The 13,505-nt window shown below is 49.9% G+C and carries 10 protein-coding genes; 2 read left to right on the forward strand and 8 right to left on the reverse strand.

Annotated features, from left to right (window positions below; translation table 11 throughout):
- Positions 1–6: 6 nt before the first annotated feature.
- The 5 genes from ACFRAM_RS14260 to ACFRAM_RS14280 form a co-directional block, all read right to left on the reverse strand.
- Positions 7–2,256, reverse strand: a complete 2,250-nt coding sequence (locus ACFRAM_RS14260) for a M56 family metallopeptidase (protein ID WP_379466412.1) — start codon at positions 2,254–2,256, stop codon at positions 7–9.
- Positions 2,253–2,660 carry a BlaI/MecI/CopY family transcriptional regulator gene (locus tag ACFRAM_RS14265; RefSeq protein ID WP_379466413.1) on the reverse strand — a complete coding sequence of 136 codons (408 nt, stop codon included), beginning with the start codon at positions 2,658–2,660 and terminating at the stop codon, positions 2,253–2,255. The genes ACFRAM_RS14260 and ACFRAM_RS14265 overlap by 4 nt, the downstream gene beginning before the upstream one ends.
- A 180-nt stretch (positions 2,661–2,840) precedes the next feature.
- Entirely contained in the window at positions 2,841–4,001 is a 1,161-nt protein-coding gene (locus ACFRAM_RS14270) for an ABC transporter permease (protein ID WP_379466414.1), read from the reverse strand.
- Positions 3,994–5,166 carry an ABC transporter permease gene (locus tag ACFRAM_RS14275; protein WP_379466415.1) on the reverse strand — a complete coding sequence of 391 codons (1,173 nt, stop codon included), beginning with the start codon at positions 5,164–5,166 and terminating at the stop codon, positions 3,994–3,996. The genes ACFRAM_RS14270 and ACFRAM_RS14275 overlap by 8 nt, the downstream gene beginning before the upstream one ends.
- Before the next feature lie 18 nt (positions 5,167–5,184).
- The gene (locus tag ACFRAM_RS14280) at positions 5,185–6,120 is read right to left on the reverse strand and encodes an ABC transporter ATP-binding protein (protein WP_379466416.1); all 936 of its coding nucleotides are present in this window, start codon (positions 6,118–6,120) and stop codon (positions 5,185–5,187) included.
- Between the two features lie 170 nt (positions 6,121–6,290).
- On the opposite strand from ACFRAM_RS14280, the gene ACFRAM_RS14285 reads away from it, so the two are divergent.
- Positions 6,291–7,442: a sensor histidine kinase gene (locus tag ACFRAM_RS14285; RefSeq protein ID WP_379466417.1), complete on the forward strand. Its 1,152-nt coding sequence runs from the start codon at positions 6,291–6,293 to the stop codon at positions 7,440–7,442.
- Positions 7,443–7,903: 461 nt separating this feature from the next.
- Positions 7,904–8,557 (forward strand): response regulator, encoded by a 654-nt coding sequence (locus tag ACFRAM_RS14290; RefSeq protein ID WP_379466418.1) that lies wholly within the window; start codon positions 7,904–7,906, stop codon positions 8,555–8,557.
- Positions 8,558–9,183: 626 nt separating this feature from the next.
- Here the strand turns inward: ACFRAM_RS14290 and ACFRAM_RS14295 are convergent.
- The 3 genes from ACFRAM_RS14295 to ACFRAM_RS14305 all read right to left on the reverse strand — a co-directional run bounded on the left by ACFRAM_RS14295 (position 9,184) and on the right by ACFRAM_RS14305 (position 13,445).
- Positions 9,184–10,491: a PDZ domain-containing protein gene (locus ACFRAM_RS14295; RefSeq protein WP_379466419.1), complete on the reverse strand. Its 1,308-nt coding sequence runs from the start codon at positions 10,489–10,491 to the stop codon at positions 9,184–9,186.
- A gap of 79 nt (positions 10,492–10,570) precedes the next feature.
- Positions 10,571–12,043, reverse strand: coding sequence for a S41 family peptidase (locus ACFRAM_RS14300; RefSeq protein ID WP_379466420.1), 1,473 nt, complete (start codon positions 12,041–12,043; stop codon positions 10,571–10,573).
- Between the two features lie 118 nt (positions 12,044–12,161).
- On the reverse strand, positions 12,162–13,445 hold the full coding sequence (locus ACFRAM_RS14305; protein WP_379466421.1) for a murein hydrolase activator EnvC family protein: 1,284 nt from the start codon (positions 13,443–13,445) through the stop codon (positions 12,162–12,164).
- Positions 13,446–13,505: the final 60 nt, after the last annotated feature.

Raw genomic sequence — 13,505 nt, forward strand, 5'->3', positions numbered from 1 at the left:
GCGTTATTATCTTAGCTCTTCAAGATCCACTGGTCGGGACCGGATCAATGCAGCCACAATGTCCTGTTCATTCTGTACCTGCGCGTTGCTGAATACTGCCTGATAGCATACTCCCTGCTCCAGCCAGAAGTAGCTGATAAAATCAGGCTCGTGTGGTGCGCTTAGTTCTCCGTCAACTTTATAGGGAGCTGTCTGCAATACTTCTTGCCCCCCTACAATGACCGGTGTTACCGGCACCTGAACCTGGCCACGATCGATTCGCCCAAACAGCGCTTGCCCATCATTCTTTATCTTTGCATACAGTCCATCATCCTTGATCTGTGCAAAAGTGAAACGTGCCAAATGCTCGTTGTCACTTGATGTTTCATCAACATATCTGTTATAGAGCACTCGTGACAACTCGTCTTGTTCATTCTCGGGATAACTAAAGTTGATTTTGCTGGTCTCATTGGCACGTTCAAGTTCATAGTTCAATACTTTCAAGGGAAACTTAGGTGTAAAACCTATGGACGAAGCTGCCAGCTCCAGGTCTTCCACGTCAAGGATATCAACAATCAGCAGATCTTTATTGACGTAAGTATTTTTCATCCGTTCATCAGGAAGATTCATGGAAGCTATTAATGATTCCGACTGTTCTTCGGTTAGCGAAGCACCACCAAGGTTCAGCTTATAACCGATTTCATTACGCTCCCACAAATAGTAGATATCTTTCAAGCGATTATCCTCAGTGGCATGGATCTGGAGAATATTTAAATCACCAATTACAATTTGCTGTTCTTGTATTTGAGCTTTATTTTCACGAATAACATTAATTCGTTGCTTCACCTTCTCTGCCATGTCCTCAAGAGTATATATCCCCTCGCTTGGCACTTGTTTTAAAGCCTCCAGGATAATTTGCCCTGTCCTGTATTTCCCACTTCCGGCCTCAAAAGTCAGGGTAGCACTATTCATAAGATCCGTGCCTTTATTGGCACCCGCTGCTGAGAGATGCGCCATCTTCAGTCCATAACCCATAGGGAGCACAGCCGGCGCCTCAAAGGCAAATCCCGCTTTCTTCACCGCTCTGTCCAATCGGTTATACTGCCGGCTGCCTTGAGCCGGAAGTATATCATTACTAACGATCTTCGGATCGTTAATTCCCACAGGGACTGTGCTTCCTGAAGCATTGGTAAGTGTAACTGCGCCAAGAATTACGATGAATAAGAGGGCAGTCATAGAGATTTTATAGGACCCTTTTTTAAATGAGCTAATCATGGAGATCCTCCTGACAAGTTCTTGCCGGCGACGGGAGTTCGAGTAATAGAGCAATGTCGGTGGACGCCCTGTAGCGGAGTAACGCTTCATAAAAGCAACCATCGTCATTCCGTAGGCTGGAGCTTCCTCCTCGCCCATTGTCTCCAGTACATAGGCGTCACAAGCCAGCTCTCTGTCGGCCTTGATCGCCTTCATACTAAGCCAGATCAGCGGATTGAGCCAATGAATCGCGGCGGCAATACCCCCGAGCAGGTTCCACAGCATATCCTTACGCTTATAGTGTGCCAACTCATGCGCTAGAATATGGGATAACTGTGCTGAATCCATCTCCCGAAGCAACGACTGAGGAACAAAGATCCACGGCTTCAGCAGACCAGAAATATAGGGACTTGCCAAAGAAGTACCCGTATAGAGCGGTAGGGGCCGGGAGATCTTGAACACCTCTCTTACTTCATCAAGAAGATTCAGAATATGGGGCTCAGTCACCTGGATCAACTGCTGTCTCCGACGGTCCATACGTCTTGCGAACACCGCAAGATGGATTAAGAGGATGAGGGTGCCCGAGGACCACACGATCGCCATAACCTTCATCAGCGTTGAAAATTGTTTAGTGATAGCGTTCTCGTCATTTCCAGCACCTTGATAAATTCCCTGTTGTTCCTCTGAGGCAGCACTCGGCTGATTTAGCACTCCCTCTTCCGGCAAAGGTACAGACAACTGTCCATCACCCATAGTGTGGCGTTGCCCAATCTGCTCTGCAGAATGTAGTAGCGTCTCTTTGACGTACCGGCCATAGTCCACCACCTTGAAAATACTAACCGGGCTTTCCGGGAATACCGGCATCAGCAACCGAATAATAACCAACAGCCATAGCCAATGCCGAATGCGCGGGGCCAGCGTTTGCCGGAACACCCTGCGAAGAACCAGTACCACAAGAATCACAACACTAGCTGCGAGAGTGGATTCGAGAAAAGCAGCAAATCCCGCATAGAATACATTCATCTTTGCTCACCGGCTGAGTTGTTCCCTTTACGGTCTTTTTTCTCGGTAAGAATCCGTTGCAGCTCTTCAATCTCCTGCTCGGACAATACGGCCTCTTCCAGAAAATTCGTCACCATCAGATCTGCAGCTCCGCCAAATACCCGTTGTAAAAAGGATTGGCTTTCTGCCTTCACGCATTCCTTCTCCGAAACTAAGGGATAGTAATGGTAGGTTCTACCTTCTTTGTTATAGCCAATGGCTTTCTTCTTTAGCAGCCTTGTGATAAACGTACGCACGGTCTGCTCACTCCACTGGATGTCATGAGGCAGCGTAGCGGCAATATGTTCTGCTGTGATGGGATGATCACTCCAAATAATCTTCATAATCTCCCACTCTGATTCGGATATTTTGGGTACAGGGGTCATAGGTGTTGCCTCCTCCATTTTATATCTACAAGTGTAATTCTAATCTCAGGGATAATATTACATTTGTAGATTTAGAAAGTCAAACCCTAATTTCCTGTTTCTTCAAAATAAAAAACCGCTCCCCCAAAAGTTATCTCTCGGGAGGAACGGTATATTAACTATCGTTTTAGAGTTGTCAGCCTATGCTCCGCTTCCCGCCTCATTAGGGCGGAGCGTCGCTGATCCAATCGCTAGCAATATAGCTGCCATGAGGCCCAAAATGGCGAACGGCAGCCACAGTTCGGACCAGCCACCTCCGGTTGCGGCGACATCAACCGCCTGCATTGCCCATTTTTGCGGAACAAAGTTGGCAATTTTCTGCATGTAATCTGGCATGATGGAGATCGGCCAGAAGCAGCCGCCTAACATACAGGTTGGCGTTAGAATGAGTGCGTTCAGCATACCGGTGTTGTTCTGGTTGCGGACTAGCCCTGTGATGGTGCTGGCAATCCCCATGGATACCAGCATAAAAGCGGCCAGCACCAGGAAGTAGAGATATAGCGGAACCCCGAAATCATATCCAAGAATTCCACGAGTCAACGTAAGTAATGTGATAATCTGAATTAACCCGACAAGAAAACTACCCAGGAAGTTGCCTATAGCGATCTCGTAAGCATGAACAGGAGCACTAAACATTCTCATCATGGTTCTGTCCCTGCGGTCTTTGACAATGATAGAGACGGAACTGGTCACAAGTCCCATCAGGAACAACAATGTAAACCCGGTGACACTAGTCTGCTCCGCTCGGGGATACAGATTATAATCGGTACGCTTACTTCCGACCTTATGCTGTTCAGCCTGCTGCAATACTGCTGAGAACTTAGATTCAGCATTGCCCCCGGCTGCGCTAGCCGTCCGCACTGCCTCAGCTGTATGGCCCATCCGCCCGGCAATTTCTCCAGCTTTGCGCTGTAGCATAATCGAGGTCTCCGAGACTTTCAGCTCGTAGAAGCTGATCTGTGGCTTCTTCCCGGCAAGCAGGTCCTCTGTATAAACAGGTGGAATGAATACGCCAGCCGTTCCTTTTTGATCCGTAACCTTAGCCTTTAGCTCTGCTTCGTCAGAAGTCTGGACGAGCTTGTAATCACCGGTAGCAGCAAGCTCCGCAATGACATGCCGTCCACCTGCTCCGCTATCCAGGTTGGCATACAGCACAATAGCAGGTTCCTCGCCTGAGCTGCCTGTGGTCGTTATAATTACCGACACCACAATACAAGGCAAAATAATATAGATGAGCAGACCGGAACGGGAACCAATGGTTCGTTTTGCCATATTCCAGGCAATGGTCATGATGTTACGCATGGTATCCCACCTTCCGGTATGAGATAAGGGCAGCGCCAAACAGGACAATACAGATCAGCGCCATGGCCAACAGATTAGGCATGATCCTGGATACATCTACATGCAGCATCATTCCGAGGATCGCCTGCATCATCCAATGGTTAATCGTGAACGTCCCCACTGAGTTGACCCAGGATTCGGGGAGGGGAGCCATCCCTCCGCTCAGAAATGTCATGCAGACGGTGAGCACAGTAATCACACTGCGGGCACTTGCTCCGCTTTTGAAAAACATGGACACTACGATAGATAGCGTCATGGACGCAATAATCATCAACAGACAGAAAAGTATCAGCAGAACTGGACGGTTACCCCAATACACGCCATACAGCCAATGCGATAGCAGAATAATAGCCGAACATTGCACGATAGAGACCGTACCCACACCAAGCATTTTTCCAATGAATAGCTGGGAGCCTTTGACGGGCATGGAATTCAAGCGAAACAATGTATGTTCTTCCTTTTCATTGAACAACGAAATATTAACGGTCAGGCCGCAATAGAGCAGGAACATTAAAAGCATCGATACCGCATAGAACTGGGTGGCGCTGTACGAGCCCCCGTCCTCCCCAAGCTCTCCTAACTTCAAAGGGGACGGAGTATTCTCATTCGAAGGGGCAAACGCTGCAAGACTTTCTGGACCCAAAATCGTTGCAGCCGCCTGAATATCATTGATATGGTCGACGAAGTTATCGAACACCGTACCGGCCACCAGGTTGTTGGTATGATCTTTGCCAAGGATAAACTCCAGCTGAGCCTGCTCCCCGTTCTGTACCTTCTGGTCAAAACCTGGGGGTACTATGACGGCATATCCATATTTCCCCGCTCGGAGCCCGCTCTCTGCCGCCTCCCGGCTTGGCAACGATATAGGAATGATGATATCTTGCAGCTCAGGTGTTGACAGAAAATCCGCCACAAGTGCCGATTCTGCCGTGTTCTTGGTCGGTAGATTCACTACACCAACCCGAACGGAGTGGATGGTCTGTTTACTTTGACTGCCTACTACCCCCGACAATGAGGTACCGAGCAGAAAGATCAGCAGAAGGGGCAGCAAGAACTGATTCAGCAGAAGCGCTCTCGAACGGAACAGTCGGCGAAGCTCGTAGGTCATAATGGTCCATGTATTCATTCTTTTATCCCACCTCCATTAATCCCGCAGTGACCGTCCGGTCAAACTCAGGAACAGTGTCTCTAGATTAGGCTCGTCGACATGCAGAGAAGCGATAATTCCTTCGTGTTTGGCGAAAATAAACAAGATATCCTGAAGCTCCCCCTGAGAAGAAGGTAGATAAATCTCCACAACATCCTCCCTGACCTCTACCCGGTTGATCCGAGGATGCAGACCCAGCTCCTGAATCAGCCCAGGGTTAATATTGCTTGCTTTGATCACGATTTTTTCTTCACGAGCCACCCGCTCCCGCAGCTCCTTCTCCGTACCGCAGGCGATGATATGGCCTTTATCCATGATCGCTACCCGATCACAAATAGCAGCGACCTCCTCCATGTAATGACTGGTATAAATCACCGTAGAACCAAGTTGGTTCAGTTTCTTGACCGATTCCAGAATATGATTGCGTGACTGTGGATCAATCCCCACGGTTGGTTCATCCATAATAATTAGGCGCGGACGATGCATAATGGCACAAGCAATATTCAATCTGCGCTTCATCCCCCCGGAAAAAGAAGACGGCTTATCCTTCGCCCGATCACTAAGCCCGGTAAAAGCCAGTGCCTCTTCCACACGTTCTTTCAACAACTTGCCACGCAATCCGTATAGTTTACCGAAGAACGTCACATTCTCCGCTGCCGTCATAACCTCATAGAGCGCAAGATCCTGCGGCACTAGCCCGATTCTGCGTTTCACCTCAAGGGGATTCGTCGCTACCGAAATTCCGTCTACCTCGATGCTACCGCCATCCATGGATAAGAGGCCGCAGAGCATGCTGATGGTTGTGCTTTTTCCTGCACCGTTCGGACCTAGCAAGCCGAAGATTTCCCCCTCCTGAATGCTGACGTTCAAATGGTCCACTGTCAATTTGCCGTCATATCGTTTCACTACATCGGTCAGTACCGCAAGTGCCATGCATCATCTCTCCTGTCAATTCAAACTGTTATGTCTTTATTGTATCGCGGGAAGCATAGAAGTTAAGGTACAGAAGGTCACTATATGAAGGTGACTAAAGTCATCTCCTGAAATTCACAGTCTGTGTGCTATGCTAAGTAATATAAAATGAATAAAAGGAAGGCACCGCTGTGAATCGAGAGCTGACATTGCTGCGTTATGGACTTATTGTGATCCCTGCGCTGATAACGATGCATATTCAGGAATATGCCGATTACGAGTTGTTCACTTTGCACCTGCTGATTCTTTTGTTGCTGGTCGTGATGGAAGGACAACTGCCTCTAGCCTTTAGGGCATTGCTCAGTGGCATTGAGATGTTATTCACAGCCTGGCTGTGTATTCAATATGGCCCATTGATGATCTTTCCCGCTATATCTTCCCTACTGCTCTACTCACAGCTTAAGCCGCGGCTGGTGCCGGTGGTCTTTACTACTGTGCATTTGATCGCACTTAACACCGCCTTTCATTCTAGCTCACAGCTCGCGATCACTTCCATCAATCTCGCCTTCCTGCTGGCTGCTTGTCTCATGGTACTATTGCACCGGGCCAAGCATGGGCAGGCCGAAACGCTGTTTCTCTATGATGAGCTGCGCAAACGGCATTTTGAGCTGGATGAGGCCCGAACCCGGCTTCAGCAATTCGCAGCCCAAGTCGAGAATACCGCCCAATCCGAAGAACGAGTTCGGATCGCCCGCCAATTGCACGATGATATTGGACATCGGCTGATTCGGGTGAAAATGATGATGGAAGCAGCCATTCATACGCTCCCTTCTTCCCCTGACACTGGAATGGCCCTCATGGTTCAGATTCGCGACCAGCTCGCAGCCAGCATGGATGATATGCGCGCAGCTGTTAGGCGTATTAACTACGCGCCTCAGCTCGAAGGTGTTTACGCACTGGACAGACTACTGGAGGAGACGGGCCGCGATACCGGAATAGTCACCTCCTACAAGGTGGAAGGCATGCCGTTCCAGCTCTACCCAAGCCTGCAAGTCGTGCTTTATAAAAATGCGCGCGAAGCCATCACTAATGGGCTGCGACATGGTAAGGCCACAGCGATTTCCATCAGACTTGGCTATTCAACCAGCGAGGTAACCATGGAGATTAGCAACAATGGCTTGCTTCCCCTTGATAAGAACCGATTACTGAATCGAGGAGGGATGGGACTAAAAGGCATGGAGGAACGGACCTCCCTGGTCGGCGGTACCTTGGAGCTGCGGCTGGAACCGGAGTTCACCCTAATCACTCGACTTCCAGTATATAAACAGTCTGAAATACTCTAGCTATATAAGTTGAGGCTCAACATCGTAATCAGAACTTGCCAAAACAACTTCTTCATAACACCCGGTTCAGCAGGTTGAAGCTCACTCAGGGGAGCTAACGGACCGTAACGTCTTTATTTGTGCATCAAGCTGCTCCTGGAACATGTAGTGGACTCAGATGACGTTATTCCCTCCTAAACAGCGGATTTTGAACAGGATTTCTGCCCATAGGAGCTCTGGGGTCCGTTATCTTCCTGAGTGGTTGAATCGATAGGCAATAAAGTCTCTGGAGTCCGTTGCTTGGCGAAGTAAGAAGTAAGAACTCATTTTGTGATAGATAAACGCTCTTTCCCCAAGAAAGCAATTATAGAAAGCATACGCTGTTTCTAGGTTTTATGCGTGAATTCCAGTATTTTAAAGCCATCTGGCGGCAAGTACGGCTGTTAGTCAAAAATCAGATTAAAGGAGATCTGCTGAATATTATGATCAAAGTTCTCATTGTTGACGACGATTCGTTTATCCGTGAAAGTCTGAAGGTGCTTTTGGGCATGGACGGCAATATAGAGGTAGTTGGGACAGCTGGAGACGGCAATGAGGCACTGGCTCTGCTGTCGGGGGGCTTAGCGGCAGACGTGGTGCTAATGGATATTCGCATGCCCGGTTGCGGAGGCGTTGAAGGCACACGGCTGATAAAAGCAAGCTATCCACAGATTTCGGTGTTGATGCTGACCACCTTCGACGATGATGAATATATTATCGAGGCCCTTCGGAACGGAGCGCAGGGATACTTGCTCAAGAACATCCCGCCAGACCGTATTATCCAGGGGATCAAAACTGTACATGAAGGCAACATGCTAATCCATCCCGATATTGCCCGTAAGCTGACTACCTTCCTAAAGCCCGCGGCACAACAGGAAAACACACCCGCGCAATGCCTTGAAGCTTACGGGCTAACCAAAGCGGAACAAGCTATCGTCGCTTCTATCGCCGAAGGTCACTCCAATAAGGAGATTGCCGGTGCCTTATTCCTGAGCGAAGGCACCGTCAAGAACTACATCACCGACATCCTGAGTAAGCTCAGCCTTCGCGACCGCACGCAGATTGCGATTTTTTATTTGAAGAACATTCGGGAGTGAGGTTATAGGTTGACTGACAGGCTGGTTAAAATCCTGGCGAGTGGTGATCGTGACTAGTGCTGGCAGGCGTGATGGCGAGCGGTGATCGTGAGTGGTGATCGTGACTTGCGCTGGGAGACATGATGACGAGTGGCAGCGACTAAAATCCCCAACGTTCCGCCATTGCATGACTAACCCCAGGTTAGAATCCTAACTTCATTCTACATAACAGATAAATAACTTAGCCCGCAGAAACAACTGGATAAACTCCCGTTATTCTGCCCGTTAAATCATAGTTTTGCAAGAATAACTGGAAAAGATCCTGTTATTTCCTCCCCATAGCCATGAAAACCTAATAAAGCGCCGGATTAACGGGAGTTTATCCTGTTAATCCGGCGCTTTATTTCATTTCACTTTATTTAACAGGATAATTTCCTGTTAAGCACAACTCGGACCTTCTACTGCTATAAAGTTAAAAGTTAGACAGGAGGACTCATTAGTCTCTTGTTCTAACTTCAGAAGACTTAGCTGTTCCACAGCTCTAGAGCACCTTACACGGCCAAGGATTATCTGCATCTACCTACCTTGGATTCAGCTTTTTTAGGCAAGCAAGCGTGGATGGATTGTCCAACTGCATCGCCAAAGGCCTAATCCGCTTTGGACTCGGCAGCGGATTTCGCCCGTTTAAGATCATTAGCCGCTGAGCGGTTGCTGCGGCTGAGGCTGGCCCGCAGACTGATGATGCCGAAGATGCTCGTTGGCTTCGCCAGCGCGATGGTCGTCTCATCCGGCTCTGGCGCAAGTATGATGCCGAGCTGGTGATGATCACCATCATAGATGGCGGTCTGCAGGTACTTGCTCTCGCCTGCCCGGTTCTGCACCTCCAGCTTGCAGAACGCCGGGTTCTTGCGCAGCGCCTCATGCAGCTGCGCGGCTTCGGTCAACAGGACCCCGTTGACCTTGAGCAGGACCTCGCCGGGCAGGATGCCCAGCTCCTGCCCGGGGCTGCCCGGCAGCACGGCCAGCACTTTGCGGCCGTGCGGGGGATGCACGAAGATGGGACTGCTGCTGCGCTCTTCCAGAGCGCTGTACCAGGACAGCCCTTCGTGCAGCAGGACCGCTGCGAGCGCCGCGAGCAGCGTCAGCGGGCTCCACCAGAAGGCCAGCAGGCTGAGGCCCAGCAGGACGCCGCTGTAGATCAGCAGCCGCCCTGCCGTACGGGCCGCTTTGCGCCCCGGCAGCAGGCTGTGCGTCATCTCGCTAAAGCCGATGATGACGGGCAGGGACACGATGCCTAGCCCGCCGCCCAGCAGCGGCTGCCATGGCAGATCTCCGGTTCCGGCAGCGGCAGGAACCAGCAGGAACAGCGGCAGCGGCCAGAAGGCCTGCAGCTGAAAGCCACCAACGACCTTGCCACGCTTGCCTTTCAGAAAGAGCGGCGAAGCCAATCCGGGGCCCTGCCAACGAGCCAGCAGGGCCTCGGCCAGATGCAGCAAAGCGGCCAGCACCAGCAAAGCTGGAATGTCCATTTCCCGCAGACCGGTAACTAGAGTTCCGACTGTCCCCGTCTGGAATGCATTCGGAAAGAAAGAAAACACGAATTGTATAACACCTAGTATGCCTATAGCATAGGCAAAACATAGATAACGAACGCGAATCAGCAATAGAAGCAGGGTAACAATCCAAATACAGGCCACTGCTGGACCAGAGATCGAAACACCCAGTAAGACAGCAGCAACAGATACCAGAAGTCCCATAATCAGGCCACTCCAGACCGTACGCCAAATTTCCTGACCCGGACTATGCAGCTTTACATGAATCAGCTTCCGTTCCAAGGCTACCTGTCTTCGGTAATACAGGGCAACAAAGATAAGAGCAATATAGTAATAGGGCTGGATTAGCAAATTCAGCGCTGCCTTGCCCAAGCTTCCCAACAGTTCCAGCATCACATTCAACCGTTCGTCACGCTCCTTTTCGTCCGGCTACTACATTTCTCTAAAATCAAAGAAAAAAAGAAGGCTGAATTCAGCCTTCTTACTTGTTCGACGATGCTGACTTGATTTCCTTCTGAATCTCTTCAATTCCCTTATTCCGTTGATTATCATTGGCCGGATTCTGGATAGCCTTGATCAATGCCGCTTCCAGGGTCTCTGCAGTCTTGGCATCGATAATGCCTGTGACTGTTAGCTTGGCTGTGCTCTGGAATTTCTTCACCGCTTCTTTGGTAGCAGCGTCGAAATATCCATCTTTACGGCCCGGCTTATAGCCTAGTCCATCCAGCATAATCTGTGCGCTCTTTACATCTGCACTGTTCATATTGTATTGCAAGGTCGCGCTCTTATTGATCGGAGCTACCGAGAAATAGTCGGGCTGAGCCACTGCAATATCTGGCTTGATGCCTTTGCCGTGAATCCAAGTGCCGTCAGGCGTCAGCCATTTGGCAATCGTGATCTTCAGCAAACTGCCGTCTCCGAGCTGCTTATCAAAGCTGGTTTGCACCGTGCCCTTACCGAACGAATTATCACCGATCAGCTTGGCGCCTGCCGATTGCTGCAAGGCCCCTGCCAGAATTTCCGATGCACTTGCGCTGCCTTTATTCATTAGAACAACAACCGGATATGCTTTGCTGGATCCTTTGGATTTACTAAGCTCACGATTTTTGTTCTTATCTTCAACTTGCACAATGGTTTTACCTGACGGAACGAACTGCTCCGCCATCTGAATCACTACAGGAAGTACACCACCAGGATCGTTACGGACATCGATGACCAATCCCTTCATGCCCTGCTTCTCCAGCTTGTCCAGCTCTTCCTTGAACCGCTCTGCTGTATTCATGGAGAATTGAGTCACCTCGATGACACCGACATCGCCCTTTTCCAGCTTGGCGTAGACGGTCTCCAGTTTCACGTCATCACGGGTGATGGCAAACTCCAACGGCTCTGCGGAGCCGGCACGCTGAATTTTGAGCGTCGCCTTGCTGCCCTTAGGACCGCGAATTTTAGCAACAGCTGCATTTAACTCCAGACCCTCCAAGGATTCACCGTTGACGGAAAGAATCACGTCTTTGGCCTGAATGCCCGCTTTCTCAGCAGGTGATCCTTTGATCGGAGACACAACGACAACCTTGCCATTCTCCGAGGAGACCTCGGCTCCAATTCCGGAGAATGAGCCTTCGATGCTCTCCTCGAATTTCTCCGCCGTTTCTTTACCCATATAATTGGAATACGGATCGCCCAGCGCTTCCATCATCCCATTGACAGCACCGTCGATCAGCTTGTTCCGATCTACAGTTTCATAGTAATTCCCCTCAATCAAACCAAGAGCCGTACCCAGCTTCTTGGCTTCCTTCTGATCCAGGCCGCTGCTTCCGTTAAGCGCAGAGGAAATTGCACCTTGCCCTGCAGCTTGTCCGGAAATCTGCATATAACCGGTCACACTCAGGGTCAGCAAGCTGCCGCACAGTAGGGCGGCGATCATCAAAAACGCCGCTGTGCTTTTCTTCAACATCAGTTCCCACCGTCCCTTCTTGTCCCTCTCTCGAACCTTGCGTTTTACCCGTTCAGCATAGAACGGTATCCCTTCCAGTATATGCCCTATGTCCAATTAATATTTATTAGTCCGAAAATTACAGGTACGGCATCGGATTAACAGGCTTACCGTCGATCCGGACTTCAAAGTGAAGATGGGGACCCGTAGAACGTCCGGTAGAACCGGACTCCGCAATGACCTGACCACGACTCACATGATCACCGGCCTTAACCTTGATCCCGCCGTTACGAATATGGCCATACAGTGTCCACATGCCGCCGCCATGATCAATAATCACACAGTTGCCGTACCCGTTCCACCATTCCGCTACCAGCACTGTGCCGGAATCTGCAGCATGGATACTGGTTCCTTGCGAAACGGCAAAGTCTGTACCGGTATGCAGTTTCCCTACTTCTCCTGTGACCGGATGGGTTCGGTAACCATAAGGAGAAGAGATTCGCGCTGCACCTACAGGTCTCAAAAGCGGACCGTCTCCGCCTGCATAAGCTGTGGAGCTTGAAGAAGATGCTGCCTTAGCTGCCTTCTTCTTGGCCTCAGCCTCTCTGCGGGCAGCTTCAGCCTTAGCAGCGGCTGCCTTTCTCGCCGCTTCCTCTGCTTTAAGCTTATCCTTTTCCTTCTCCAAGTTAGAACGCTGACTGGCCAGCTCTACAAGCTTCGTATTCTGTTCCTCACTGATATCATCAGAGTCCTGAATTTCCTTGTCATAGTAAGCGATAAGTTCTTGTTTATCCTTTTCTTTCTCTTTCAGCAGACTACGCTGCTCCTCCAAATCGGTATAGAGCTGCTTGGCTTGGGCGTACTTTCCTTCCAGCTCTTGCTTCTTGTCGATGACAAGCTGCTTGTCCACCTTATGCTGCACCAGAAGATCCTGATCCTGATCCACGATCAGCTTCAGGGAATCCGCCCGGTCCAGGAAGTCTGTGAAGCTATTAGACGAGAGCAGCACATCCAGGTAGGATACGGCTCCGTCCGTATACATAAGGCGTACCCGAGACTCCAGAACCTTTTCCCGAGAAGCGATACGCGCTTCCGCATCATCCAACTGAACAGCCGTCTGATTCAGTGACTTCTCTGTATCGGCGATTTTGCCAGAGATATCTTTCATCTTCCCTTTAACCATATCTACTTGCCCCAGCACATACTGCAAATTCATATTAGTCTTGTTCTTATAGTGCTGTGCTTCCTGATTGCGCGAAGCAGCCTTCACCTGCTGCTCTTTGGCTTCCTTAACTTCTTGCTGCAGCTTCTTGAGCTGCTTGTCGATTTCGGCGACACTCTTTTTGTTGGCATATCCTTCAGAGGGCCCGAACATAGTGACAGTCAGCAATAATACGGCTAACCCGGCAGCAATCTTCTTCAACTCGCACTCCCCATCCTTTATCCAAAATCAAAATTAAAATCAGAAGCCTGACTTGAACCT

Origin of the sequence: Paenibacillus sp. NPDC056722, assembly GCF_042790635.1 — a bacterium.
GTDB lineage: Bacteria > Bacillota > Bacilli > Paenibacillales > Paenibacillaceae > Paenibacillus_AQ > Paenibacillus_AQ agri.

What these genes read in the sequence shown, in the direction of transcription:
- ACFRAM_RS14260 (WP_379466412.1), bottom strand. Translation starts at nt 2,256, where the DNA reads ATGAATGTATTCTATGCGGGATTTGCTGCTTTTCTCGAATCCACTCTC.
- ACFRAM_RS14265 (WP_379466413.1), bottom strand. Translation starts at nt 2,660, where the DNA reads ATGACCCCTGTACCCAAAATATCCGAATCAGAGTGGGAGATTATGAAG.
- ACFRAM_RS14270 (WP_379466414.1), bottom strand. Translation starts at nt 4,001, where the DNA reads ATGCGTAACATCATGACCATTGCCTGGAATATGGCAAAACGAACCATT.
- ACFRAM_RS14275 (WP_379466415.1), bottom strand. Translation starts at nt 5,166, where the DNA reads ATGAATACATGGACCATTATGACCTACGAGCTTCGCCGACTGTTCCGT.
- ACFRAM_RS14280 (WP_379466416.1), bottom strand. Translation starts at nt 6,120, where the DNA reads ATGGCACTTGCGGTACTGACCGATGTAGTGAAACGATATGACGGCAAA.
- ACFRAM_RS14290 (WP_379466418.1), top strand. Translation starts at nt 7,904, where the DNA reads ATGATCAAAGTTCTCATTGTTGACGACGATTCGTTTATCCGTGAAAGT.
- ACFRAM_RS14300 (WP_379466420.1), bottom strand. Translation starts at nt 12,043, where the DNA reads ATGTTGAAGAAAAGCACAGCGGCGTTTTTGATGATCGCCGCCCTACTG.